This is a genomic window from Streptomyces alanosinicus (assembly GCF_014650595.1).
Classification (GTDB): Bacteria; Actinomycetota; Actinomycetes; order Streptomycetales; family Streptomycetaceae; genus Streptomyces; species Streptomyces alanosinicus.
This window is the reverse complement of record NZ_BMVG01000001.1, coordinates 849,749-875,298: the sequence shown is the minus strand read 5'-3', so window position 1 is coordinate 875,298 and position 25,550 is coordinate 849,749. Positions and strand designations below refer to the sequence as shown.

At 68.4% G+C, this 25,550-nt stretch carries 21 protein-coding genes and 2 tRNA genes; 19 read left to right on the top strand and 4 right to left on the bottom strand.

Annotated elements, in window-relative coordinates; genetic code table 11:
• Window positions 1-13: 13 nt before the first annotated feature.
• Window positions 14-87: transfer RNA gene (locus tag IE277_RS03980), tRNA-Gly, on the bottom strand.
• A gap of 161 nt (window positions 88-248) precedes the next feature.
• Between IE277_RS03980 and IE277_RS03975 the strand changes: the two genes are divergently transcribed.
• From IE277_RS03975 to clpX, 5 genes are all read left to right on the top strand, one after another.
• Window positions 249-325, top strand: a tRNA-Pro gene (locus tag IE277_RS03975).
• 178 nt (window positions 326-503) lie between these two features.
• On the top strand, window positions 504-1,871 hold the full coding sequence (gene tig, locus IE277_RS03970) for a trigger factor (protein ID WP_189948502.1): 1,368 nt from the start codon (window positions 504-506) through the stop codon (window positions 1,869-1,871).
• Window positions 1,872-2,189: 318 nt separating this feature from the next.
• Window positions 2,190-2,795: an ATP-dependent Clp protease proteolytic subunit gene (locus tag IE277_RS03965; RefSeq protein WP_189949207.1), complete on the top strand. Its 606-nt coding sequence runs from the start codon at window positions 2,190-2,192 to the stop codon at window positions 2,793-2,795.
• 67 nt (window positions 2,796-2,862) lie between these two features.
• Complete coding sequence (locus IE277_RS03960; RefSeq protein ID WP_308433347.1) at window positions 2,863-3,537, top strand: ATP-dependent Clp protease proteolytic subunit; 675 nt, start codon at window positions 2,863-2,865, stop codon at window positions 3,535-3,537.
• 169 nt (window positions 3,538-3,706) lie between these two features.
• Window positions 3,707-4,993, top strand: coding sequence for an ATP-dependent Clp protease ATP-binding subunit ClpX (gene clpX / locus IE277_RS03955; RefSeq protein WP_189948500.1), 1,287 nt, complete (start codon window positions 3,707-3,709; stop codon window positions 4,991-4,993).
• Between the two features lie 73 nt (window positions 4,994-5,066).
• Here clpX and IE277_RS03950 read toward each other — a convergent pair whose 3' ends face one another.
• Window positions 5,067-6,020, bottom strand: coding sequence for a hypothetical protein (locus tag IE277_RS03950; RefSeq protein WP_189948498.1), 954 nt, complete (start codon window positions 6,018-6,020; stop codon window positions 5,067-5,069).
• Window positions 6,021-6,295: 275 nt separating this feature from the next.
• Between IE277_RS03950 and IE277_RS03945 the strand changes: the two genes are divergently transcribed.
• From IE277_RS03945 to IE277_RS03885, 13 genes are all read left to right on the top strand, one after another.
• Complete coding sequence (locus tag IE277_RS03945) at window positions 6,296-6,691, top strand: transposase (protein WP_308433346.1); 396 nt, start codon at window positions 6,296-6,298, stop codon at window positions 6,689-6,691.
• Between the two features lie 143 nt (window positions 6,692-6,834).
• Entirely contained in the window at window positions 6,835-9,459 is a 2,625-nt protein-coding gene (locus IE277_RS03940) for a valine--tRNA ligase (RefSeq protein WP_189948494.1), read from the top strand.
• A 105-nt stretch (window positions 9,460-9,564) separates the two neighbouring features.
• The gene (folC, locus tag IE277_RS03935; protein WP_189948492.1) at window positions 9,565-11,079 is read left to right on the top strand and encodes a bifunctional tetrahydrofolate synthase/dihydrofolate synthase; all 1,515 of its coding nucleotides are present in this window, start codon (window positions 9,565-9,567) and stop codon (window positions 11,077-11,079) included.
• Window positions 11,080-11,088: 9 nt separating this feature from the next.
• Window positions 11,089-11,451 carry a DUF4233 domain-containing protein gene (locus tag IE277_RS03930; RefSeq protein WP_189948489.1) on the top strand — a complete coding sequence of 121 codons (363 nt, stop codon included), beginning with the start codon at window positions 11,089-11,091 and terminating at the stop codon, window positions 11,449-11,451.
• A gap of 67 nt (window positions 11,452-11,518) precedes the next feature.
• The gene (gene ndk / locus IE277_RS03925) at window positions 11,519-11,932 is read left to right on the top strand and encodes a nucleoside-diphosphate kinase (RefSeq protein ID WP_189948487.1); all 414 of its coding nucleotides are present in this window, start codon (window positions 11,519-11,521) and stop codon (window positions 11,930-11,932) included.
• Between the two features lie 323 nt (window positions 11,933-12,255).
• Complete coding sequence (locus IE277_RS03920) at window positions 12,256-13,275, top strand: rod shape-determining protein (protein ID WP_014672705.1); 1,020 nt, start codon at window positions 12,256-12,258, stop codon at window positions 13,273-13,275.
• Window positions 13,276-13,439: 164 nt separating this feature from the next.
• A complete protein-coding gene (gene mreC / locus IE277_RS03915) occupies window positions 13,440-14,381 on the top strand; it encodes a rod shape-determining protein MreC (RefSeq protein WP_189948485.1) in 942 nt (313 codons plus the stop codon).
• Between the two features lie 14 nt (window positions 14,382-14,395).
• Window positions 14,396-15,073, top strand: a complete 678-nt coding sequence (mreD, locus tag IE277_RS03910) for a rod shape-determining protein MreD (RefSeq protein WP_189948484.1) — start codon at window positions 14,396-14,398, stop codon at window positions 15,071-15,073.
• Between the two features lie 167 nt (window positions 15,074-15,240).
• Window positions 15,241-17,490 (top strand): penicillin-binding protein 2, encoded by a 2,250-nt coding sequence (mrdA, locus tag IE277_RS03905; protein ID WP_189948482.1) that lies wholly within the window; start codon window positions 15,241-15,243, stop codon window positions 17,488-17,490.
• Window positions 17,487-18,686: a rod shape-determining protein RodA gene (gene rodA / locus IE277_RS03900; RefSeq protein ID WP_189948479.1), complete on the top strand. Its 1,200-nt coding sequence runs from the start codon at window positions 17,487-17,489 to the stop codon at window positions 18,684-18,686. The genes mrdA and rodA overlap by 4 nt, the downstream gene beginning before the upstream one ends.
• A 103-nt stretch (window positions 18,687-18,789) precedes the next feature.
• Window positions 18,790-20,298 carry a CYTH and CHAD domain-containing protein gene (locus IE277_RS03895; RefSeq protein WP_189948477.1) on the top strand — a complete coding sequence of 503 codons (1,509 nt, stop codon included), beginning with the start codon at window positions 18,790-18,792 and terminating at the stop codon, window positions 20,296-20,298.
• Window positions 20,299-20,368: 70 nt separating this feature from the next.
• Window positions 20,369-22,324 carry a TIGR03960 family B12-binding radical SAM protein gene (locus tag IE277_RS03890; protein WP_189948475.1) on the top strand — a complete coding sequence of 652 codons (1,956 nt, stop codon included), beginning with the start codon at window positions 20,369-20,371 and terminating at the stop codon, window positions 22,322-22,324.
• Window positions 22,321-22,506: a hypothetical protein gene (locus IE277_RS03885; RefSeq protein ID WP_189948474.1), complete on the top strand. Its 186-nt coding sequence runs from the start codon at window positions 22,321-22,323 to the stop codon at window positions 22,504-22,506. The genes IE277_RS03890 and IE277_RS03885 overlap by 4 nt, the downstream gene beginning before the upstream one ends.
• Window positions 22,507-22,580: 74 nt before the next feature.
• Here IE277_RS03885 and IE277_RS03880 read toward each other — a convergent pair whose 3' ends face one another.
• Window positions 22,581-23,735 (bottom strand): helix-turn-helix domain-containing protein, encoded by a 1,155-nt coding sequence (locus IE277_RS03880; protein WP_189948473.1) that lies wholly within the window; start codon window positions 23,733-23,735, stop codon window positions 22,581-22,583.
• Window positions 23,736-24,155: 420 nt separating this feature from the next.
• Between IE277_RS03880 and IE277_RS03875 the strand changes: the two genes are divergently transcribed.
• Window positions 24,156-24,437 (top strand): hypothetical protein, encoded by a 282-nt coding sequence (locus IE277_RS03875; RefSeq protein WP_189948472.1) that lies wholly within the window; start codon window positions 24,156-24,158, stop codon window positions 24,435-24,437.
• Between the two features lie 589 nt (window positions 24,438-25,026).
• Here IE277_RS03875 and IE277_RS03870 read toward each other — a convergent pair.
• Window positions 25,027-25,500 carry a hypothetical protein gene (locus IE277_RS03870; RefSeq protein ID WP_189948471.1) on the bottom strand — a complete coding sequence of 158 codons (474 nt, stop codon included), beginning with the start codon at window positions 25,498-25,500 and terminating at the stop codon, window positions 25,027-25,029.
• Between the last annotated feature and the right edge of the window lie 50 nt (window positions 25,501-25,550).

Below are 25,550 nucleotides of genomic sequence, written 5' to 3'. Positions count from 1 at the left end.
GCCCTGAGCGAAGTGGAGCGGGCGACGGGAATCGAACCCGCGTAGCTAGTTTGGAAGACTAGGGCTCTACCATTGAGCTACGCCCGCAACAGTGCGCCGCAGGTCGGTGACCGCGGCACTGGAAGCATCGTAGCGGGTCGCCCGCCGCCGAGGCCAACGAGTCGGTCCCCGAAACGGCCGCACATGCCGCCTCGGGGAATGCGGCCGACGACATCGTCCGGGCCATGTACCCTACGTCTCGCACCAGACGGGGTGTGGCGCAGCTTGGTAGCGCGTCCGCTTTGGGAGCGGAAGGCCGTGGGTTCAAATCCCGCCACCCCGACCAACTGCGCATGACGTCGCGATGATCGCCTTTTGGGGCGATGAGCGGCTGCGGTTACTATGCAAGCTGCGCGCCCGTGTGTCTCGGCCCTCATGGCCTACGTACTCCTCCGGGCGGCGAATCCGCCGGACCTTTCTGGCTCCGGCAGAACCCAAGCAGTCAGCCACAAGGAGACCGAACCGTGAAGAGCGCCGTGGAGACCCTGAACCCGACCCGGGTTCGGCTCACTGTCGAGGTGCCCTTCGAGGAGCTCAAGGACAGCCTCGACGCGGCGTACAAGAAGATCAACCAGCAGGTCACGGTGAAGGGCTTCCGTAAGGGCAAGATCCCGGCCCGGGTCATCGACCAGCGGTTCGGCCGCGGTGCGGTGCTGGAGGAGGCCGTCAACGACGCGCTTCCCAAGTTCTACACCGAGGCGGTCAACGAGGCCGAGCTGAGCCCGCTGGGCCAGCCCGAGGTCGACATCACGGAGCTGAAGGACGGCGAGACGCTGAACTTCACCGCCGAGGTCGACGTCCGCCCGGCCCTGGAGATCCCGGACTACTCCGGCATCGAGGTCGAGGTCGACGCGGTCGAGGTCACCGACGAGGACATCGAGAAGTCGGTCGAGCAGCTGCGCGAGCGCTTCGCCTCCACCTCCCCGGTGGAGCGCGCCGCCGAGGACGGCGACGTCGTCACCATCGACCTGGAGGCCAAGGTCGACGGAGAGGTGCTGGAGGACGGCATCGCGAGCGGCGTCTCCTACACCATCGGCTCCGGTGAGCTGCTGGACGGCATCGACGACGCCGTCAAGGGCAAGTCCGTCGGCGAGGAGGCCACCTTCGCCTCCGAGCTGAAGGGCGGCTCCGCCGCGGGCAAGGAGGCCGAGGTCACCGTCAAGGTCACCCAGGTCGCCGCCCGTGAACTGCCCGCGCTGGACGACGACTTCGCGCAGCTCGCCTCCGAGTTCGACACCCTGGACGAGCTCAAGGCCGACAGCCGCAAGCGCCTCGCGAACATGAAGCAGTTCGACCAGGCCACCCAGGCCCAGGAGCGCGTCCTGGAGAAGCTCCTCGAACTGGTCGAGGTCCCGGTTCCCGAGAAGCTGCTCGAGGACGAGATCAACACCCGCAAGCACAACCTGGAGCACCACCAGCTCGGTCAGATGGGCCTCGACCTCGACAAGTACCTGGAGATCCAGGGCAAGTCCGCCGAGGAGTTCGAGACCGAGACCCGCGACGCCGCGGTCAAGGGCATCAAGACCCAGTTCGTCCTCGACGAGCTGGTCAAGAAGGAGCAGCTGAACGTCAACCAGGAGGAGCTCACCGAGCACCTCATGCGGCGTGCGGCCTCCTCCGGCATGTCCCCCGACCAGTTCGCCCAGGCCGTCGTCGAGGGCGGCCAGGTGCCGCTCCTGGTCGGCGAGGTCGCCCGCGGCAAGGCCCTGGCCGTCGTGGTCGAGTCCGCCACGGTGAAGGACACCAACGGCGAGATCGTCAACCTGGACGACGAGGAGGAGACCGAGGCCGCCGAGGCGTCGGAGACCTCCGAGGAGAACGCCGAGGGCTGAGCGCCCCTGCGGCGCCGCTGAGCCACGTACAACGGGCCCTGGGAACTGTCCCCGGGGCCCGTTTGCCGTACCGCCGGGTCACGTAGTCAGGGGCGCGGGGAACTGCGCGAACAACCCCAACGCGCCCGCAGTCCCGACGAAGACCGCACCACCCCCCACGAACCGTCCCGGCCCCCCAGCGGAGCGCTACGCCCCCGGCGAACACCGTCATCTGCGGGATTCCCGGGAGGGACCATCGCGTTAGGGTCCATGAAAGGCAGAACAATGAGACGGCCCGGCGCCGTCGTAAGACGAGCAGGTGGATACGTGACGAATCTGATGCCCTCCGCCGCCGGCGAGCCTTCCATCGGTGGTGGCCTCGGCGACCAGGTCTACAACCGGCTGCTCGGCGAGCGGATCATCTTCCTCGGCCAGCAGGTTGACGACGACATCGCCAACAAGATCACCGCACAGCTGCTGCTCCTTGCGGCCGACCCCGACAAGGACATCTACCTGTACATCAACAGCCCCGGCGGCTCGGTGACGGCCGGCATGGCGATCTACGACACCATGCAGTACATCCCGAACGACGTGGTGACGATCGGCATGGGCATGGCGGCCTCGATGGGCCAGTTCCTGCTCACCGGCGGTACGGCCGGCAAGCGCTTCGCCCTGCCGCACACGGACATCATGATGCACCAGGGCTCCGCGGGCCTCGGCGGTACGGTCTCGGACATCAAGATCCAGGCCCAGTACCTGCTGCGCACGAAGAAGACCATGTCCGAGCTGACCGCGCTGCACTCCGGCCAGACCGTCGAGACGATCGTCCGCGACGGCGACCGCGACCGCTGGTTCACCCCGGCAGAGGCCAAGGAGTACGGTCTCATTGACGAGATCATCACGCATGCCTCGGGTGTTCCGGGAGGCGGCGGCACCGGTGCCTGACCGGCCCGGCCACGCCACGCACCGCCGAGACCCCAGCCCCCCGAACGCCACCAGGACGGTGAACCCCATGACCAATTCCTCCGGCTTCCCCGGCGCCGCCAGCGGCATGTACGAAGGGCCCCGCCCCGACAGCCGCTATGTCATCCCGCGCTTCGTCGAGCGCACCTCCCAGGGCATCCGCGAGTACGACCCGTACGCGAAGCTCTTCGAGGAGCGCGTGATCTTCCTGGGCGTCCAGATCGACGACGCCTCCGCCAACGACGTCATGGCGCAGCTGCTGTGCCTGGAGTCGATGGACCCGGACCGGGACATCTCGATCTACATCAACAGCCCCGGTGGTGACATGACCGCCCTCACGGCGATCTACGACACCATGCAGTTCGTGAAGCCCGACATCCAGACGGTCTGCATGGGCCAGGCGGCCTCCGCGGCGGCCATCCTGCTCGCCGCGGGTACGCCCGGCAAGCGCATGGCGCTGCCGAACTCCCGGGTGCTGATCCACCAGCCGGCGGGCTCCACCGGCCGCGGCCAGCTCTCGGATCTGGAGATCATCGCCAACGAGTTCACCCGGATGCGCGAGCAGCTGGAGAACATGCTGGCCAAGCACTCGAACCAGCCGATCGAGAAGATCCGCGAGGACATCGAGCGCGACAAGATCCTCACGGCCGAGGAGGCGCTGGAGTACGGCCTCGTCGACCAGATCATCTCCACCCGCAAGCTGAACAACAGCTCGGTCCGCTGACGCGGAGCGGCTTGTTCGCCGCCCCTCTTGGCACGGTCCACGTCAAAGTGAACCCTGCCAAGGGGGGCCCGAACACCGGGCCCGGCAAGGTACCGTCGGACATAAGGCAGCACCAGGAGCCGCTGGACCTCCGCGTCCAGGCGTCTCCCAGGCGAAGGGGAAGCACACCGTGGCACGCATCGGTGACGGCGGCGATCTGCTCAAGTGCTCGTTCTGCGGCAAGAGCCAGAAGCAGGTCAAGAAGCTCATCGCAGGGCCCGGTGTGTACATCTGCGACGAGTGCATCGATCTCTGCAACGAGATCATCGAGGAAGAGCTCGCGGAGACCAGCGAGGTGCGCTGGGAGGAGCTGCCCAAGCCCCGCGAGATCTACGAGTTCCTCGAAGGCTATGTAGTCGGCCAGGAGGCGGCGAAGAAGGCCCTCTCCGTCGCGGTGTACAACCACTACAAGCGGGTCCAGGCGGGCGAGAACGGCGGCCCGGGCGGCCGTGACGACGCCATCGAGCTGGCGAAGTCCAACATCCTCCTGCTGGGCCCCACGGGCTCCGGCAAGACCCTGCTCGCCCAGACCCTGGCCCGCATGCTCAACGTCCCCTTCGCGATCGCCGACGCGACGGCGCTCACGGAGGCCGGCTATGTCGGCGAGGACGTGGAGAACATCCTCCTGAAACTGATCCAGGCGGCGGACTACGACGTCAAGAAGGCCGAGACCGGGATCATCTACATCGACGAGATCGACAAGGTGGCCCGCAAGAGCGAGAACCCCTCGATCACCCGCGATGTGTCGGGCGAGGGCGTTCAGCAAGCCCTGCTGAAGATCCTGGAAGGCACCACGGCCTCCGTCCCGCCGCAGGGCGGCCGTAAGCACCCGCACCAGGAGTTCATCCAGATCGACACGACGAACGTCCTGTTCATCGTGGGCGGCGCCTTCGCGGGCCTGGAGAAGATCATCGAGGCGCGGGCCGGCGCGAAGGGCATCGGCTTCGGCGCCACGATCCTCTCCAAGCGCGAGCTGGAGTCCAAGGACGTCTTCGAGGACGTCATGCCCGAGGACCTGGTCAAGTTCGGCATGATCCCCGAGTTCATCGGCCGCCTCCCGGTGATCACGAGCGTCCACAACCTGGACCGCGAGGCCCTCCTCAAGATCCTGGTGGAACCCCGCAACGCGCTCGTCAAGCAGTACCAGCGCCTCTTCGAACTCGACGGCGTGGAGCTGGACTTCGAGCGCGAGGCCCTGGAGGCCATCGCCGACCAGGCCATCCTCCGCCAGACCGGCGCCCGAGGCCTGCGTGCCATCATGGAGGAAGTCCTCCAGGGCGTCATGTACGAGGTCCCGTCCCGCAAGGACGTGGCCCGCGTCGTCATCACCGCCGACGTGGTCCTGTCCAACGTCAACCCGACCCTGATCCCGAGGGACGCACGGGGGCGGGGGTCGGGGGAGCAGAAGTCGGCCTGACACACACGCCGTACGACGGCGAAGGGGCCCCGGTCGACCGACCGGGGCCCCTTCGCCGTACCGACTGACGACGTCAGAGCTTGACGCGGACGTCGTTGCGCAGCTTGGCGGCGATGTCCGCCGTGTCGTTGATGGTGCCGCCGTCACCGGTGGCCAGCCCGGCGATGCTGAGCGTCATGACCTTCACGACGGTGCTGTGGTCCGCCCAGATGCAGACCGGCAGCTTGACCGTCTTCGCCGCACCGGCGGGCGAGTCCGACGAGCCGGTGTTGTCCAGTTGTGCCACCTGGCACTTCATGACGCCGTTGGAGAAGCCCGACGGGGTGACCGTCTCGGGGCTGCCGATCAGCTTGCCCTTGATGTCCGAGTCGCTCTGGTCCTTCTCGGACGCCGCCTTGGCCTTGGCGAACGCCGCGTCGATGACCGCTTCGGGGTTGGCGATCGTGCCGTAGACACCGCTGAAGGAGAGGTTCTTCGCGGTCAGCCCGGTCCCCATCTTGTAGGACGCGCCGGCGCCCTTGGGGTCCTTCACCCCCGCCTTCTTGAAGTCCGCGAGGTCGGAGTCGCTGACCGGGTCCGAGGAGCCCGAGCTCTCCGACTTCGTGTACGTCCCGTTGATCACCGTCGAGGGCGTGATCAGCTTGTGCGGGCCGTCGTCCGCCACGCTCGTGCTGCCGCCGCTGAAGGCGAAGTACGCCCCCACCGCGATGGCTGCCACCACGGCCACACCGCCGATGATCAGGCCCGTCTTCTTCTTGCCGCCGCCCGGCTGCGGGGGCTGCGGCATGCCGTAGGGCTGCTGGCCGTAGGGGGCCTGCTGGCCGTACGGCTGCTGCGGCGGCACGCCGCCCTGCTGCGGGTAGCCGTAACCCGGCTGCGGCGGGGCCGGGGGCGCCTGCTGGGGGTAGCCGTAGCCGGGCTGCGGAGCCTGCGGCTGCTGACCGTACGGGCCCGGCTGGCCCGGCTGGCCGTACGGACCCGGCTGCTGGGGCTGCTGGCCGTACGGGCCCGGCTGGTTGTAGCTCATTTCTGGGTTCCCCCTAGGACGCTTATGTGTTCCTGACATCCTGACCCAGGCCCGGAAAGCACGCGTCACCGGGGGCCGCATCGTTACGAAACATGCAAACGCCTGTGGCGAAGCGGTGGGGTAGGGGAGCATGCTCAGCCGTCGGCGCTCTGAGCCTGTTGCCGGATGCAATCGGCTACAGCGCCCGCTACAGCTCCCGCGGACGTCCCCACCGATGACGAGGCGAAGTACGACGCCGGCCAGACACGAGTCTGTTCGGCCGCCGATGGAACGGATTGTTGGCGCACTGCACGCGCAGCAACCGGCTCAACAGGACGCTCCGTGCCGTCGCGGAGTTGAAAGCTCGGCAAGCACGCCGTCGACTGGATTTCACGCACAAGCTCACCACTGACCTCGCCAAGAGCCACGGACCGGTCGCCATCGAGGACCTTCGCGTGAAACAGATGACGAAGAGCGCGAAGGGCACGAGGAACGCACCTGGCGTGCGGGTATCCCAGAAGTCCGGCTTGAATTGCGCCATCTTTGACAATGTGCCGGGTGAACGGCGACGACAGCTTGCCCACAAGTGTCCCGCTCACGGGCCCCTTCTCGTCGCGGTCTCCCCTGCTGGGACCTCGCAGACGTGCGGCGACGATGCGGACCACAACGCCTCGGTCGTGATCCACACGTGAACCCTGATCCTTCCTTCCGTGCGGTCCTGACCACTGCGGACATCGGAGACCGTCAGGAATCCCCGCCACGCTTGATCACGGGGAGGATGTCAAAGAACAAACGCGTTTCGGGACCACCCCGTGACACCTCTAAACTGACCCCCGTGACCGAGAACGCTCAGCAGCAGCCACCCGCGCCCGACACCGAACTGCCGACCCAGTACGCGCCGGCCGATGTAGAGGGGCCGCTGTACGAGCGCTGGGTAGAGCGCGGTTACTTCGAGGCGGACGCCAAGAGCGACAAGCCGCCGTACACCGTCGTCATCCCGCCGCCGAACGTCACCGGCAGCCTGCACCTGGGCCACGCCTTCGAGCACACCCTCATCGACGCCCTGACCCGCCGCAAGCGCATGCAGGGCTTCGAGACGCTGTGGCAGCCCGGCATGGACCACGCCGGCATCGCCACGCAGAACGTCGTCGAGCGTGAGCTGGGCAAGGAAGGCAAGTCCCGGCACGACCTGGGACGGGAAGCCTTCGTCGAGCGTGTGTGGCAGTGGAAGGGTGAATCCGGAGGCCAGATCAGCGGACAGATGCGCCGCCTCGGCGACGGTGTCGCCTGGTCGCGTGAGCGCTTCACCATGGACGAGGGGCTTTCGCAGGCCGTTCAGACCATCTTCAAGCGGCTCTACGACGACGAGCTGATCTACCGCGCCGAGCGCATCATCAACTGGTGCCCGCGCTGCCTCACGGCCATCTCGGACATCGAGGTCGAGTACCAGGACGACGACGGCGAGCTGGTCTCCATGACGTACGGGGAGGGGGACGACACCATCGTCGTCGCCACCACCCGTGCCGAGACGATGCTCGGTGACACGGCCGTCGCCGTCCACCCCGAGGACGAGCGCTACAAGCACCTCGTCGGCAAGCTCATCAGGCTCCCGCTGACCGACCGTTCCATCCCGGTCGTCGCCGACGAGCACGTCGACCCCGAGTTCGGTACCGGCGCCGTCAAGGTCACCCCGGCCCACGACCCGAACGACTTCGAGATCGGCCAGCGCCACGACCTGCCGTCCATCACGGTCATGGACGAGCACGCCGTCATCACCGTCCACGGCCCCTTCCAGGGCATGGACCGCCTGGAGGCCCGCTCGGCGATCGTCGCCGCGCTGCGCGCCGAGGGCCGGATCGTCGCCGAGAAGCGGCCGTACGTCCACTCGGTCGGCCACTGCTCGCGCTGCAAGACCACCATCGAGCCCCGCCTGTCGATGCAGTGGTGGGTCAAGGTCGGCCCGCTCGCGAAGGCCGCCGGTGACGCCGTCCGCGAGGGCAAGGTCACGATCCACCCGCAGGAGATGGAGAAGCGGTACTTCGACTGGGTCGACAACCTCCACGACTGGTGCATCTCGCGGCAGTTGTGGTGGGGCCACCGGATTCCCGTCTGGTACGGGCCGAACGGCGAGGTCGTCTGCGTCGGACCCGACGAGGAGCCGCCCACGGGTGAGGGCTGGCACCAGGACACCGACGTCCTCGACACCTGGTTCTCCTCCGGACTGTGGCCCTTCTCCACCCTCGGCTGGCCCGAACAGACCGAGTCGCTCGCGAAGTTCTACCCGAACTCCGTCCTGGTCACCGGCTACGACATCCTCTTCTTCTGGGTCGCCCGGATGATGATGTTCGGCCTGTACGCGATGGACGGCACCCCGCCGTTCCACACCATCGCCCTGCACGGCATGGTCCGCGACCAGTTCGGCAAGAAGATGTCGAAGTCCTTCGGCAACGCGGTCAACCCGCTGGACTGGATGGACAAGTACGGCTCCGACGCCCTGCGCTTCACCCTGGCGCGCGGTGCCAACCCCGGTGTCGACGTCCCGATCGGCGAGGACTGGGTCCAGGGCTCCCGGAACTTCGCCAACAAGATCTGGAACGCGACCCGCTTCGCGCTGATGAACGGCGCGACGGTGGAGGGCGGACTGCCGGACGCCGCCGAGATGTCGGCGACGGACCGCTGGATCCTCTCCCGGCTGAACTCGGTCGTCGCCGAAGTCGACGCGTTCTACGAGGACTTCCAGTTCGCCAAGCTGTCGGACACCCTCTTCCACTTCGCGTGGGACGAGGTCTTCGACTGGTACGTCGAGCTGTCCAAGACGGTCTTCATGGCGGGCGGCGCCCCGGCCGAGGTCAGCAAGCGCGTCCTCGGTGAGGTCCTCGACGTCACCCTCAGGCTGCTGCACCCGGTCGTCCCGTTCGTCACGGAGACCCTCTGGACGACCCTGACCGGCGGCGAGTCCGTCGTGATCGCCGACTGGCCGACGGACAGCGGCTTCCGTGACGCCGACGCCGAGCGGGAGATCGAGACGCTCCAGTCGGTCATCACCGAGGTCCGCCGCTTCCGCGCCGACCAGGGTCTCCAGCCCGGCCAGCGCGTCCCGGCCCGCCTGACCCTGGACGGTACGGCCCTCGCCCCGCACGAGGCCGCCATCCGCCAGCTCCTGCGTCTCCAGCCGGAGGGCGAGAGCTTCACGGCGACGGCGACCCTGCCGGTGGCGGGTGCCGAGGTCGCGCTGGACCTCTCCGGCACGATCGACGTGGCAGCCGAGCGCAAGCGCCTCGCGAAGGACCTGGCCGCCGCCGAGAAGGAGCGCCAGCAGGCGGAGGCCAAGCTGGGCAATGAGGCCTTCCTGGCCAAGGCTCCGGAGAACGTGGTCGACAAGATCCGAGGCCGCCTGGCCAAGGCGGAGGAGGACATCACCCGCATCCAGGCCCAGCTGGACAGGCTGCCTGAGGCGTAAGCGGTTCTGTGTGGCTGAGGCCCCCGGCGCGTATGAGGCGCCGGGGGCCTCAGCCCGCCCAGGGGCGCGCGGCCCGTTGTCACCTCCGCTCCGTAGACTGGCCCCGTGAGCGACCTCCCGCACGAGAACGACCAGCCCGACCCTCTCGACGGCTTCGACGAACTCATCGAAGCCGAGACCACCCGCGACCCCGACCTCGCGGTGATCGAGGCCGGCAGCCGCACCCTGCGCACCCAGGGCGGCCAGCCGTCCGCCGACGTACCCGGGCGTCCGAAGGACCCCGAGGTCGACCGTGCCCTGCGCGAGGTCGAGACGGACCTGGCCGGCCGCTGGGGCGAGACCAAGCTGGAGCCCTCGGTCAGCCGTATCGCCGCGCTGACGGACCTGCTCGGCGACCCCCAGCGCTCGTACCCCTCGATCCACATCACGGGCACGAACGGCAAGACCTCCACCGCCCGCATGATCGAGGCCCTGCTCGGCGCCTTCGACCTGCGCACCGGTCGCTACACCAGCCCCCATGTGCAGTCGATCACCGAGCGGATCAGCCTGGACGGCGCCCCGGTCTCCGCCGAGCGGTTCATCGAGACGTACCAGGACATCAAGCCGTACGTGGACATGGTGGACGCCTCGCAGGAGTATCGCCTGTCGTTCTTCGAGGTGCTCACGGGCATGGCGTACGCCGCCTTCGCGGACGCCCCGGTGGACGTCGCCGTCGTCGAGGTCGGCATGGGCGGCTCCTGGGACGCCACCAATGTCATCGACGCCGACGTCGCCGTGATCACGCCGATAGACCTGGACCACACCGACCGGCTCGGCGGGACGACCGTGGAGATCGCCGCCGAGAAGAGCGGGATCATCAAGCAGGGCGCGACCGTGATCCTGGCGCAGCAGCCGGTGGACGCGGCGCAGGTGCTGCTGAAGAAGGCCGTCGAGGCGGACGCCACCGTGGCCCGCGAGGGGCTGGAGTTCGGGGTCGTCGCCCGGCAGGTCGCCGTCGGCGGGCAGCTGGTGACGCTGCGCGGCCTCGGCGGTGAGTACGGCGAGGTGTATCTGCCGCTGCACGGCGCCCACCAGGCGCACAACGCGGCCGTCGCCCTCGCCGCCGTGGAGGCGTTCTTCGGCGTCGGCGCGCAGCGCGCCGAGCCGCTGGACATCGACACCGTGCGCAAGGCCTTCGCGGGTGTCTCCTCGCCGGGCCGCCTGGAGGTCGTACGGCGTTCCCCGACCGTCGTGCTGGACGCGGCGCACAATCCGGCGGGCGCCGCGGCGACCGCGGAGGCGGTCCGCGAGGCGTTCGACTTCACGCGGCTGATCGGCGTGGTCAGCGCGAGCGGCGACAAGAACGTGCGGGGGGTGCTGGAGGCCTTCGAGCCGATCTTCGCCGAGGTCGTCGTCACCCAGAACTCCAGCCATCGGGCGATGGACGCCGACGAACTGGCTGCGCTCGCCGTCGAGGTGTTCGGCGAGGAGCGGGTGCAGGTCGAGCCGCGGCTGCCGGACGCCCTGGAGGCCGCGATCACGCTGGCCGAGGAGGAGGGCGAGTTCGCGGGCGGCGGTGTGCTCGTCACCGGTTCCGTCATCACCGTCGGCGAGGCCCGGCTGCTGCTGGGGAAGGGCTGAGGACCGAGGATGCGTACGCTCTGTGCCTCGACGCTGATCGGCGAGTTCTTCATCATCGGGTTCGCCGGGCTCGTCGCCATGAAGGACCCGGGTCTCGCCGTCTCCACGGTGTGGCTGGTCAGCGGTATCGCGATGCTGCTGTGTGTGCTGCTGTGCGGCATGGTGACCCGGCCCGGCGGGGTGGCCCTCGGCTGGGCCCTGCAGATCGCGCTGGTCGCCTCCGGGATCTTCGTCCCGACCATGTACTTCATGGGCGTGGTGTTCGCGGCGCTGTGGTGGGCGTCGGTGCACTTCGGCAGAAAGGTGGACGAGGCGAAGGCCCGCTTCGCGGCGCAGGCGGAGTCCGGCTCCTCCACAGCTGACGCTGCGTAACAACCGCGGGGCACGCTCTTGTAACCTCGTCCCACCACCGCAGACGTCCCCCAGAAGGAGTCCCCCCGTGAGCCAGCGCACCCTCGTCCTCCTCAAGCCCGACGCCGTCCGTCGGGGCCTGACCGGCGAGATCATCAGCCGTCTCGAGCACAAGGCCGGCTGGCGGATCAGCGCGCTGGAGCTGCGCACCCTGGACCGGGCCACGCTGGAGCAGCACTACGCCGAGCACGTCGGCAAGCCGTTCTACGAGCCGCTGGTGGAGTTCATGGCCTCCGGCCCGGTCGTGGTGCTGATCGTCGAGGGCGAGCGGGTCATCGAGGGCGTGCGCGCGCTCGCCGGCCCGACCGACCCGATCGCCGCCGCGCCGGGCTCCATCCGCGGTGACTACGGCGTGATCGTCCGCGAGAACCTGATCCACGCGTCCGACTCCGAGGAGTCCGCCGAGCGCGAGGTGAAGATCTTCTTCCCGGGCCGCGCCTGAACCGGGCGTGAGCCCCGCGCGGAGTTTTCGCTAATTTTTCTGAGTGGGCGTCAGCTCTGTCCGGTGGGGGTCTGACCAGGGACGGCCGCACATTTCCGGCCGTCCCTTGGCATATGCCTCGCCGATCGGGGGAACGCGTGCCTCCGTTGGACCGTCTCCACAAGCGGGGCGGGCCGCCATCTGGTGACAATGGCGGAGACCCTCGCGCAGTGTCCGTGCAGGCGCGTTTACGATGGAAGCCTTCACGTCACAGCACCCGCCTCGCCGACCTGATATGCCCTCAAAAGCTCAGGAAGGCCAGATGAATCCGGATGGGGAACTCAATGTCGTTCATCGGCCGTGACATGGCTGTCGACCTCGGGACCGCCAACACGCTGGTGTACGTCAGGGGCCGCGGAATCGTACTCAACGAACCGTCCGTCGTCGCGATCAACACCAATACGGGTGGGATCCTCGCGGTCGGTGCCGAAGCCAAGAAGATGATCGGCCGGACGCCGGGCAACATCGTCGCCGTCCGCCCGCTGAAGGACGGCGTGATCGCCGACTTCGAGATCACCGAGCGGATGCTCCGCTACTTCATCCTGAAGATCCACAAGCGGCGCTATCTCGCCCGGCCGCGGGTCGTCGTCTGTGTGCCCTCCGGCATCACGGGCGTCGAGCGCCGCGCCGTGATCGAGGCGTCCTCCCAGGCCGGCGCCCGTCAGGTGCACATCATCGAAGAGCCCATGGCGGCCGCGATCGGCTCCGGCCTGCCGGTCCACGAGGCCACGGGCAACATGGTGGTGGACATCGGCGGCGGCACGACGGAGGTCGCGGTCATCTCGCTCGGCGGCATCGTCACCGCCCAGTCCATCCGCGTCGCGGGCGACGAACTGGACAACGCGATCATCCAGTACATCAAGAAGGAGTACAGCCTTCTGCTGGGCGAGCGCACGGCCGAGCAGATCAAGATCACGATCGGTTCCGCGTACGACCTGGACACCGACGAGCACACCGAGGTCCGCGGCCGGGACCTGGTCTCGGGCCTGCCGAAGACCGTGGTCATCTCGGCCGCCGAGGTCCGCAAGGCGATCGAGGAGCCCGTCAACGCGATCGTGGACGCGGTCAAGACGACCCTCGACAAGTGCCCGCCGGAGCTGTCCGGCGACATCATGGACCGAGGAATCGTTCTGACCGGCGGTGGAGCCCTGCTGCGCGGGCTCGACGAGCGACTGCGCCGGGAGACCGGGATGCCGATCCACATCGCCGAGGATCCGCTGGACAGCGTCGCGCTCGGCTCCGGCAAGTGCGTCGAGGAGTTCGAGGCGCTGCAGCAGGTCCTGGACGCCCAGCCGCGCAGATGACATAAGTCCTCGATTCCGCCGTACGAGACGTTCTCCTCTCGTGCGGCGGATCGTTGATGAGAGGCATAAGCTCCCACAAATGGCCCCCTCGGGTTGCGTTTCGCGTATCGCGCCGGCGAAGGGGCTCCCGAATTCCTATTAGAGGAAGGGCACGGCCGCCGCACGTGAGGGACACGAAAGAGAGCCGGTTGCTCCTGGTCCTGCTGGTTGCCATCGCATTCGCGCTGATCACGGTGGACATCCGCGGGGGCAGGAACTCCCCGGTCGACGGCGCCCGGCAGGCCGCGGCCGCCGTGTTCGGCCCGGTCGAGAACGGACTGTCCTCAGCGGTCCAACCGGTCGGCAACGCCGTCTCCGCGATCCGTGACTCCGGCAGCCGGCACGACCGGCTCGCCGCGCTGGAGAAGGAGAACGCGGCTCTCAAGGCGAAGCTGGGCAGCGACGACCGCAACCGCAGCAGACTCAACCAGCTCGACAAGATGCTGAAGATCGCCGGCGAGGGCCAGTACGGCATCAAGGGCGCCCAGGTCGTCGCCATAGGGGCGGCGCAGGGCTTCTCCTGGACCATCACCATCGACGCCGGCGCCAACGACGGCATCAAGCGCGACATGACCGTCCTCAACGGCGACGGACTGGTCGGCCGGGTCACCACGGTCGGTCCCGACACCTCCACCGTGCTGCTCGCCAACGACCCCGACTTCACCGTCGGCACCCGCATGGAAGGCGGCGACGAACTCGGCTTCGCCTCCGGGCAGGGCGACCGCCCGCTGCGCGTGGAACTCCTCAACGGCAAGGCGGAGGTGAAGAAGGGCGACCGGCTCGTCACCTTCGGCTCGGAGGCCGACCGGCCGTTCGTCCCCGGCGTCCCGGTCGGCGTGGTCTCCCGCGTCGATCCCTCCAACGGCGGTCTGACCCGCACGATCTACGTCACCCCGTACGTCGGCTTCAGCAAGCTCGACATCGTCGGCGTGGTCGTCCAGGCCCCCAAGAAGGACCCGCGCGACGAAGTCCTGCCGGCCAAGCCCAAGCCGACCCCGACGCCGACGGTGACCGTCACGGTGACCCCCTCGGCGGACGCGAACGACACGACCGGCCAGCAGCAGTAGGAGCTGACTCTGCCATGCGCCCCAACCGGATCCTGCTCTCCACCGCGCTGGTCGTCGTGGCCCTGGTGATCCAGGTGAGCGTGCTCGCCCGCCTGCATCTGCCGGGCGCCGTGCCCGACCTGCTGCTGCTCACCGTCCTGGGCCTCGCCATGGTCTACGGCCATGTGGGCGGCGCCCTCGTCGGCTTCGGCGCCGGTCTGCTCGCCGACCTCGCCCCGCCCGCCGACCACGCGGCCGGCCGCTACGCACTCGTGCTGTGCGTCATCGGCTACTTCGCCGGGCTGATCAAGCCGGAGACCGGCCGCCTGAAGTCGGCGACCGGCCCGATGGCCGTCGTGGTCGCCGCCGCGATCGGCTCCACGCTGCTGTACGCGTGCGTCGGCGCCCTGGTCGGCGACACCGCCGCCCGCCATGTCGGCCTGCCCGGGCTGCTGTTCTCGGCGGCCCTGTACGACCTGCTGCTCGCCCCGTTCGTGGTGCCCGGCATCATGTGGCTGGCCCGCCGCGCGGACAACGACCCGCTCGCCGAGGCCGGCCCCGCCGCCAAGGCCGGCGACATCTCCACCGGCTGGCTCTCCTCCGGCACCGGGCTGCGCATCGGCAGCCAGCGCGGCGGTCTCGGCGCGCTGAAGGCCAAGGCCCGCACCCGCTCCGCCCGGGTCGGCCGGATCAAGGGGGTCAAGCGGCTGTGAGGCGAGGACAAGCGCCCGTGGGTCCCCGGGAGTTCACCCGAACGGGGCAGTCTTCGCGGAACGCGGGCTCACAGGCTGGTCGTTCATCATTCGTACGCACGCGGCCGCTTCGCACACCTGCGCCGCACGCGCAGAAGTCCGCGCACTGAGAGGGGGAGACAGCCGCAGTGACCAACATCCCCGAGACCGGTCGGACCCCACGGGTCCAGATCCGGCTCGTCGTGATCCAGATCCTTGTCCTCTCCCTCCTCGGCACGCTCGGCGGCCGGCTGTGGTACCTGCAGATCCGCCAGGGTGCCCAGTATCAGAAGGAGGCGTCCGGCAACCACGTCCAGCAGGTCGTCGACCCCGCCGTGCGCGGAGACATCCTGGACGCCCGCGGCGTGCCCCTCGCCGACAACGAGACGCGCCTGGTCGTCTCGGCCTCCCGCACCGACCTGCTCAAGCAGAAGGACGACGGCAAGGCCGTCCTGACCAAGCTGGCCGGCATCCTCGGCGCGAAGCCCGAGGACATCATCCAGAAGGTCCGGCTGTGCGACGCCAAGACCCCCCAGCCGTGCTGGAACGGCTCGCCGTACCAGCCGATCCCGATCACCGACAAGGCCACCCCGAAGCAGGCCCTGCAGATCCGCGAGCGCTCCGAGGACTTCCCCGGCATCACCGCCGAGCCCGAGGCCGTGCGCCGCTACCCCGGGCCGGGCAAGTCCAACACCGCGCAGGTGCTCGGCTATCTCTCGCCCGTCACCGACGACGAGATCCAGAAGGCCAAGGACACCGACTCGCCCTATCTGCGCTCCGACATGGTCGGCCGCTCCGGCCTGGAGCGGGAGTACGACAAGGAGCTGCGCGGCAAGGCCGGCGTCACCCGCTACGAGGTCGACAACCTCGGCCGGGTCATCGGCAAGGCCAAGGCAGACCCCGCCGAGTCCGGCTCCAACCTGGTCACCAGCATCGACTCCCGGGTGCAGCGCGTCGCGGAGTACGAACTGGACAAGGCGATGAAGGCCGCCCGCACGCAGGTCGACAAGAACACCGGCGAGAACTACAAGGCCGACTCCGGCGCCGTCATCGTCATGGAGGCCAAGACCGGCCGGATCGTCGCCATGGCCTCGGCCCCCAACTACGACCCGAATGTGTGGGTGGGCGGCATCTCCGCCAAGGACTACAAGGCCCTCACCGGCAAGGACTCCGACTACCCGCTGCTCAACCGGGCCATACAGGGTCAGGCGGCCCCCGGTTCGACGTTCAAGGTGGTCTCCACGGCCGCCGCGGTCCAGGCCGGCTACGTCTGGAACGGCGGCTACCCCTGCACCAGCTCCTACTCGGTGGGCGGCCAGGTCTTCAGGAACTTCGAGGGCGAGAACTTCGGCCCGATCTCCCTGGGCCGCGCCCTGGAGGTCTCCTGCGACACCGTCTTCTACGGCCTCGGTGACCGGGAGTGGAAGAAGGACGGCGGCATCAACCCCAAGAAGGGCCAGCCGAAGGACTGGTTCTTCAAGACGGCCCACCAGTTCGGCCTCGGCAAGGAGACCGGCATCGACCTGCCCAACGAGGTCACCGGCCGCGTCCCCGACCGCCAGTGGAAGCTGGACTACTGGAAGGCCAACAAGGACGCCTGGTGCAAGTCCGGCAAGAGGAACGGCAGCTACGTAGAGAAGATCGCCTACGAGAACTGCCTCGAAGGCAACAAGATGCGCGAGGGTGACGAGATCAACTACTCCATCGGCCAGGGCGACACGCTCGTCACGCCGATCCAGGAGGCGATGATCTACGGCGCCGTAGCCAACGGCGGCACCGAGTACGCCCCGACCATCGGCAAGGCGATCATCAGCCCCGACGGCAAGAGTGTCCAGGAGATCAAGCCCAGGGTGCAGCGCAAGCTGCCCGTCAGCCAGGCCACCCTCAAGGGCATGGACGACGCCTTCGCGGGTGTCATCACCCGCGGTACGGCGGCGTGGAAGTTCAACGGCTGGCCCCAGAACAAGATCACCCTGCACGGCAAGACCGGTACCGCCGAGGTCTACGGCAAGCAGACCACCGGCTGGCTGGCCACGTACTCCAAGGACTACTCGGTGATCATGACGATCGCCCAGGCCGGTACGGGTTCCGGCTCCTCCGGTGAGGCCGTGCGCAACATCTACAGCGCGCTCTACGGCGTCCAGGGCGACGGCTCCGTCGACAACAAGAAGGCGCTGCTGCCCCAGCCGCAGAAGGGCCTGCCCAAGGTCCGCACGGACGGCACGATCGACTCCCCGAAGGTCACCGGCGACCCGGCGAAGGACGCCGAGGCGTCCCAGAAGGACAACCCGAGCAACGGCGACAGCCAGCAGCCCGCCGCCACGGCGTCGCCCACCACGGGCAACCGCAACACCCGCAGGCGGCCTCGCAGGAGGGGAAGCCGGAGGATGCCCTCATGACCGGCGCGAACAGCTTCTCCGTCTCCGGGTACGGCCCGGAGCGGGCCGGCTGGACCAGGATCTTCGCCCGTGACTCGGTCGCCCGCAGGCTCGACTGGCCGATGCTGCTGGCCGCCCTCGTGCTGTCGCTGATCGGCTCGATGCTGGTGTACTCCGCGACCCGCAACCGCACCGAGATCAACCAGGGCGACCAGTACTACTTCCTGGTCCGCCATCTGATGAACCTCGGCATCGGGTTCGCCCTGATGATCGGCACGCTCTGGCTCGGCCACCGCGCCCTGCGCAACGCCGTGCCGATCCTCTACGGCGTCTCGCTGCTCGGGGTGCTGCTGGTGCTCACCCCGCTCGGCGCCACGATCAACGGCAGCCGCAACTGGATCGTGTTCGGCGGCGGATTCTCGCTCCAGCCCGCCGAGTTCGTGAAGGTCTCGATCATCCTGGGCATGGCGATGATACTGGCGGCCCGGGTCGACGCCGGGGACAAGCCGTACCCCGACCACCGCACCGTCGTGCAGGCGCTCGGCCTGGCCACCGTGCCGATCCTGATCGTGCTGCTCATGCCCGACCTCGGCACGGTCCTGGTCCTGGTGACCATCATCCTGGGGGTGCTGCTCGCCTCCGGCGCCTCCAACCGCTGGATCTTCGGCCTGCTCGTGGCCGGCGTGCTCGGCTGCGTCGCCATCTGGCAGCTGCACATCCTGGACGAGTACCAGATCAACCGCTTCGCCGCGTTCGCCAACCCGGCGCTGGACCCGGCGGGCGTCGGCTACAACACCAACCAGGCCCGTATCGCCATCGGCTCCGGCGGACTGACCGGCGCCGGCCTCTTCCACGGCTCGCAGACCACCGGCCAGTTCGTGCCCGAGCAGCAGACGGACTTCGTCTTCACGGTCGCGGGGGAGGAGCTGGGCTTCCTCGGCGCGGGCCTGATCATCTTCCTGCTGGGCGTGGTGCTGTGGCGCGCCTGCCGTATCGCCCGCGACTCCACGGAGCTGTACGGGACGATCGTGGCCGCCGGGATCGTCGCCTGGTTCTCCTTCCAGGCCTTCGAGAACATCGGCATGACACTCGGCATCATGCCGGTCACCGGTCTGCCCCTGCCGTTCGTGTCGTACGGCGGCTCGTCGATGTTCGCGGTCTGGATCGCCGTGGGACTGCTGCAGTCGATCAAGGTGCAGAGACCGATGTCGGCGTAGGCGGCCACGGAGGGGCGTTCAACGGGTGGATGTGTGGAATTTTCCTGCCATTCACCCAGGGCTGCCTCTGCCATGCCGCCCCGCGGGCCACTAGATTCAGTTCATGGCGGATGAGAAACGCGAGATCGAGCGCAAGTACGAGTCCGACGACAGCGGGCTGCCCGACCTGACGGGCGTCGGCGGGGTGGCCGCGGTCCTGGACAAGGGCCTGGTGGAACTCGACGCCACCTATTACGACACCGCCGACGAACGCCTGGCGGGCGCCGCCCTCACCCTGCGCCGCCGCACCGGGGGCTCGGACGAAGGCTGGCATCTGAAGTTCCCGGTCGGACCGGGCGTGCGCGATGAGATCCGGGCTCCGCTCTCCGACACCGTCCCGGCGGAGATCGCCGCCCTCGTCCGCTCCCGGGTCCGGGACGGCGAACTGATCCCGCTGGTCCGGCTGCGCTCCGCCCGCGATGTACGCCACCTGGTCGACGCCGACGGCGCCCTGCTGGCCGAGGCGAGCGTCGACACCGTCACCGCCGAGCGGATCGGCGGCGGGGGCGGGACCGTCCAGTGGACCGAGATCGAGGTGGAGCTGGCCGACGACGGCGACCCCGCCTTCCTCGACCAGGTGGACAAACGCCTGCGCAAGGCGGGCGTGCGCCCCTCGAAGTCGCCGTCGAAGCTGGCCCGCGCCCTGGAGCAGACAGGAGGGCGGCGCCGTAGGAGCCGCAAGAAGGACGGGCCCGCGCCGGCGGTGACGGCCGGCGACCACGTACTCGCCTATCTGCGGGTCCAGCGGGACGTGCTGGTCGAGCTCGATCCGGCCGTCCGCCGGGACGTGCCCGACTCCGTGCACCGGATGCGGGTCGCCACCCGCCGCGCCCGCAGCACCCTGCGCAGCTTCCGCTCCGTCCTCGACCGCACCGTCACGGACGCCATCGGCGTCGAGCTGAAGTGGCTCGCCGGTGAGCTGGGCCTCGACCGCGACCAGGAGGTGATGGCCGAACGCCTGACGGACGCCCTCGACGCCGTGCCGTCCGAGCTGGTCACCGGCCCGGTCCCGGAGCGTCTGGCGGCCTGGTCGAAGGCCCGGCACGGCGGCGCCCACGGCCATCTGACCGAGGTGCTGGACTCCCGCCGCTATCTGACGCTGCTGGACACCCTGGACGGCCTCCTCACCGACCCGCCGCTGCGGCAGGCCGCCGGGAAACAGCCGGGCAAGGTGCTCACCAAGGCCGTGGACAAGGACCTGGCGACGCTGTCCGCCCTGGTCGAGCAGGCGCTCGCGGTGCCGCCCGGCGAGGAGCGCGATGTCGCCGTGCACGAGGCCCGCAAGAAGGCAAAGCGCACCCGGTACGCGGCCGAGGCGGCCACCTCCGCCCTCGGCAGGCCGGCCCGGTCCCTGACCAAGGCCATGAAGTCCCTGACCACCCTCCTCGGCGAGCACCAGGACAGCGTCATGACCCGGCTGACCCTGCGCGAGCTGTCCACGGCGGCGCACACGGCGGGGGAGAGCGCGTTCACATACGGGCTGCTGTACGGGCGCGAGGAGGCGCGGGCGGCGCGTGCGGAGGCGGAGCTGCCCGGACTGTGGAAGGAGATCAAGTCCACGGCGGCCGGCTGAGCGTACGGGGGACGCCGCCGGGCGGGTTACGCTTGATGGTCACCCCTGTCAGCTCATGAAGGTTCGCGAGATGCCTGTCGAGTCGGTTTTCCCGCAGCTCGAAGCTCTGCTCCCCCACGTGCAGAAGCCGATCCAGTACGTCGGCGGAGAGCTCAACTCCACCGTCAAGGACTGGGACGAGTGCGACGTCCGCTGGGCGCTCATGTACCCGGACGCCTATGAGGTGGGTCTGCCCAACCAGGGCGTCATGATCCTCTACGAGGTCCTCAACGAGCAGGAGGGCGTCCTCGCCGAGCGCACGTACAGCGTGTGGCCGGACCTGGAGGCGCTGATGCGCGAGCATCGCGTCCCGCAGTTCACGGTCGACAGCCACCGCCCGGTGAAGGCCTTCGACGTGTTCGGCCTGTCCTTCTCCACGGAGCTGGGCTACACGAACATGCTGACGGCGCTGGACCTGGCCGGCATCCCCCTGGAGTCCAAGGACCGCACGGTCGACGACCCGATCGTCCTGGCCGGCGGCCACGCGGCCTTCAACCCGGAGCCGATCGCCGACTTCATCGACGCCGCGGTCATCGGCGACGGCGAGCAGGCCGTGCTCGACATGACGCGGATCATCCGCGAGTGGAAGGCCGAGGGCCGCCCCGGCGGCCGCGAGGAGGTCCTCTTCCGCCTGGCGAGGACGGGCGCGGTGTACATCCCGGCGTTCTACGACGTCGAGTACCTCCCGGACGGCCGCATCGCCCGTGTCGTGCCGAACAAGTCGGGTGTCCCGTGGCGCGTGTCCAAGCACACGGTCATGGACCTGGACGAGTGGCCGTACCCCAAGCAGCCCCTGGTCCCGCTGGCCGAGACGGTCCACGAGCGCATGTCGGTGGAGATCTTCCGCGGCTGCACCCGCGGCTGCCGCTTCTGCCAGGCGGGCATGATCACCCGCCCGGTGCGCGAGCGCTCGATCACCGGCATCGGCGAGATGGTCGACAAGGGCCTGAAGGCGACGGGCTTCGAGGAGGTCGGCCTGCTCTCCCTCTCCTCGGCGGACCACTCCGAGATCGGCGACATCGCCAAGGGCCTGGCGGACCGCTACACGGACGACAAGATCGGCCTGTCGCTCCCCTCCACCCGCGTCGACGCGTTCAACATCGACCTGGCGAACGAGCTGACGAGGAATGGCCGCCGGTCCGGCCTCACCTTCGCCCCGGAAGGCGGCTCCGAGCGCATCCGCAAGGTCATCAACAAGATGGTCTCGGAAGAGGACCTGATCAGGACCGTCGCGACGGCCTACGGCAATGGCTGGCGTCAGGTGAAGCTGTACTTCATGTGCGGCCTGCCGACGGAGACCGACGACGACGTTCTGCAGATCGCCGACATGGCGACGCACGTCATCCAGAAGGGCCGCGAGGTCTCGGGCTCGAACGACATCCGCTGCACGGTCTCGATCGGCGGCTTCGTCCCCAAGCCTCACACCCCGTTCCAGTGGGCGCCCCAGCTCTCCGCCGAGGAGACGGACCGGCGCCTGGAGAAGCTCCGCGACAAGATCCGAGGCGACAAGAAGTACGGCCGCTCGATCGGCTTCCGCTACCACGACGGCAAGCCGGGCATCGTCGAGGGCCTGCTGTCCCGCGGTGACCGCCGTATCGGCGCGGTCATCCGCGCGGTGTACGACGACGGCGGCCGCTTCGACGGCTGGCGCGAACACTTCTCCTACGACCGCTGGATGGCCTGCGCCGACAAGGCCCTCGTCCCCTTCGGCGTGGACGTCGACTGGTACACCACCCGCGAGCGCACCTACGAGGAGGTCCTGCCCTGGGACCACCTCGACTCCGGCCTGGACAAGGACTGGCTGTGGGAGGACTGGCAGGACTCCCTCGACGAGACGGAGGTCGAGGACTGCCGCTGGACCCCGTGCTTCGACTGCGGCGTCTGTCCTCAGATGGATACGGCCATCCAAATCGGCCCGACCGGCAAGAAGTTGCTGCCTCTGACGGTCAAGAAGCCTGCGACCAGCGGAAACGCGAGCCAGTCATGAGCGAGGCGTTACGGCGCATCGCCGATGCTGTGACGGATGTCACTGAAGGTGAAGTGGATGCGCTGCTGAGCGCACTGGGTCTCGCGGGCAGGAAGCAACAGCCTGTCCGCGAGGTGCGCCGGACGCCGCTGCCGTCGCCCAGGAGCGCGCCGGATATTCACTCGGAGGTTGAGTGGGTATGACGACGCGGTCGTCGCCGTACGAAGCTGCCCCCGGTTCCTGTCGAACCGGGGGCAGCTTCGTCTCTGTGCGCGATTCAGACGGCGATACCGGCTCGCTTGGCCAACTTGGTGAGCCGCTCGTTGCTCCGCTTGTGCTTGGATACCAGGACGCGCGTCAGCTCCAGACTGGTCGGGTGAACCGCAGCCATCTCCGGGGCGACAGACCAAGCCTTCTCCAGGCTTTCCAAGGTCCCGTCCTGGTCCCCGAGCGCGAGTTGGGAACGGCCAAGATTCATGTACAGGGGTCCCACGCGGGTCGCCGGGAGAGACATTCCGGCCTTGATTAGGTCGTCCGCCGTGACGATGGCTTGGCGGTGCTGATCCATATCGGACGCGGTGGAGATCACATGAGTGGCCGTATTTTCGGGGCCAAAATGAATCCCGTGCTCGGCGATGTCTTCCGGGAATTCCTCGGCTGCCCGCCATGCCGCTTCAATGTGCCGACCAGTCGTTTGCTTGTCCCTGAGTCGTCCGGCGAGGGTCAAGCCTCTTAGGTGCAGAATGCCGAGACCGTAGGCGCGGTCTCGGCCGGTGAGGGTCGACTCGGCTTCAACGACGGCACGGTCAATGATGGCCAGTCCACCCGCGAAGTCACCCGAGTTGAGGAAGGTGCCTGCGTCGTCCCGTGCGGCGACGATGGCCGCGATGGGGTCTGCTCGCTCTGCTGCTACGCGCTGCTTCATGGTGGCCAACTCGGCAAGGTGCATCCACCTGTGGCGTGCGGCTAGCCAGTAGGCGACGCCGTACACGTCGGCTACCAGAGTCCAAGCCGTGGGCTCTCCGGTCAGGTGGGCATGGTTGGTCACCCGAGTGAGAAGGCTTGGAAGCCGTAGAAGAACCTTGGACAGCTCCGTATTCCATCGGAGCTGGTTCAGCTCGTCTACTTCCCGTTGTAGCGTCTCGGGGTGTTCCGGTGGGTCTCCGGGGACATTGAATCGACGGATAGCCCAATCGAGATCATTGAGGTTCTGCTCAGGTGCGCTTCCCAAGAGTTCATCAAGGGTGAGATTCATAGCCTGGGCGAGAGCGGCGCCTACGCCCTGGGAGAGCGCTCGGTCTCCCACCTCAATCTTGCTGAGAAGGGATACCGACACACCCGCCCTACGGGCAAGGGCCACCTGGCTCAGTCCGAGTTCCTTCCGGCGTGCCGCGACGTTGGAGCCGGGTCCGGGTACCTGTGCAGCGCTCATGCCTAGCGTCTTCCCTGCTCGGTGACGTCCTCACAACCCATAGTGGCAAAGCGACCGTGCAAGCGCCCGGCAACTGTGCAAGCAGTGTGCAAGTCAGCTGGTCATGTAGGGCGTTGACTCATAAGGACAGAGACCCCCGCGACGGTGCGAACGTCCGGGGGCGTGGTCACCAACCCGTAGGAGGTTGACGACAGTGCCCAAAGCTACAACCAGACTCGGCAGGGTGCGACAGGGGACACTGGACACCGACGCGCGCCAGTGGGAGTACACGACCTATGCCCCCGCTGGTGAGACTTGCCCGGCGTGCGGGAGGCTGATCAAGAGCCTTGAGAGCTGTCGTCGGGGGATGCTGGCGCGCCGGGACTCGTCTCCGGTCGTGGCCTACTGGCACACGGCTTGCGTGCCGAAGGGGGCGGGGCAGTGATTCCCAGGGATGTCTACAAGAGCAGCAAGACGGCCGCTGTTGACGCGCATGAGGCGCTGCGGGCGGCGCTGCTGGCCATCGGGATTCCGAAGCGGGACCTTGGCTGGCTGGCGCCGCGTGTAGCGCCGGACGGCCGTCCGATGGTGGCCATGGGGACGTGGAACGCCGACGTGGTGCAGAAGGTGGCGGCGCATCTGATGGCGTCACCCGCGTACGTCAAGACGTTGCCGGACGGCCGTGTCGTAGCCGATCACGCCAACGTGACGCGAGACGAGTAGCCCCCCCGGCGCGCTGACTGGCGGCGAATCAGGAATCAGCGCGTCGGCTGCCCCGTCTGTGACTCTGCCCCCCGGCGGGTCATGGACGGGGCTCTTTGCTGTTTGAGCCTGTGGTGCCGTGATGTCGCGCCTGGGCACGCCGCCGGCTGTAGAGGCTTTTGGGCGGGAGCTGCCATGGGGCGAGTGAACAGGGGGCCGTACGCTCGCCGGCGGATCGGGCAGTCTTTGGGACCTGCTGAGCTGCTGGAGGCGGTGAGCCTCGGGCCACGGTCCTCGGGGTCGGGGTGGGCAAGGTGGGCCGTGCTGGATCTGGTGTACGTCTTCGGGGTTGCCTGGTGTGCGCCGGGGCGCGGCAAGCCGTCCCGGCGGCGCGCCGAGGCGCGCCCTGGAAGAAGTAAATCCAGATTCCGCCACGCCCCGAACCACTGACCGCTCCCGGCTCCCGATGGGCACATGGCACGTTGCACAACCGGCCCGACAGACCTGCTCCGGGTCGGGGTGGCACGGGCTGGTGTGACGCCTTGGCAGTTTCCCAAGCTGATGGCCCCGGGCTGACTTACCCGCTGCACGGCGGCAAGGACGGACGGCCCTATCCTGCTGTCCCGTTTCCGGGGTCCCAAGCGGACTCCACGCCGTGCCAGGCTGACGGTCCGCCCAGTGCGTGGACGAGATGTTCCTGAGTCGGATCGAGCGAGCGACGGGCCGCGTTGACGAACCTCAGGTGCGCCTCGTACAACCCGCCGTGAATCGGCCGGAGCTCTTCCAGATCCGACGGTTGCCCGCCATGGAACAGGATCGTGAACTCTTCGATGAAGTAGCAGATCCGCTCGGCCGCCGTCATGGCCTCCTGGCTTGCCACCAGGGACATCGACTGCAGGGCGGCATTGAACGGTCCCCAGGCGACGGCGGGTGTGCGTCTGTCGACGAATGCCTCGCGAAGCTCCATCTCCACGGCGCCGAACGCCTGGAGGAACTTCTCGTAGGCAGCGGTTCGCGACTCCTGGAGCCACTGGCGGGTCTGGCTGCGCCTTCCCACGACGCCACCCGCGATCACACCGACCACGGTGGCGGCGATGCCTCCGGCGGTGGATATCAGGAGTCCCCAGGGGACAG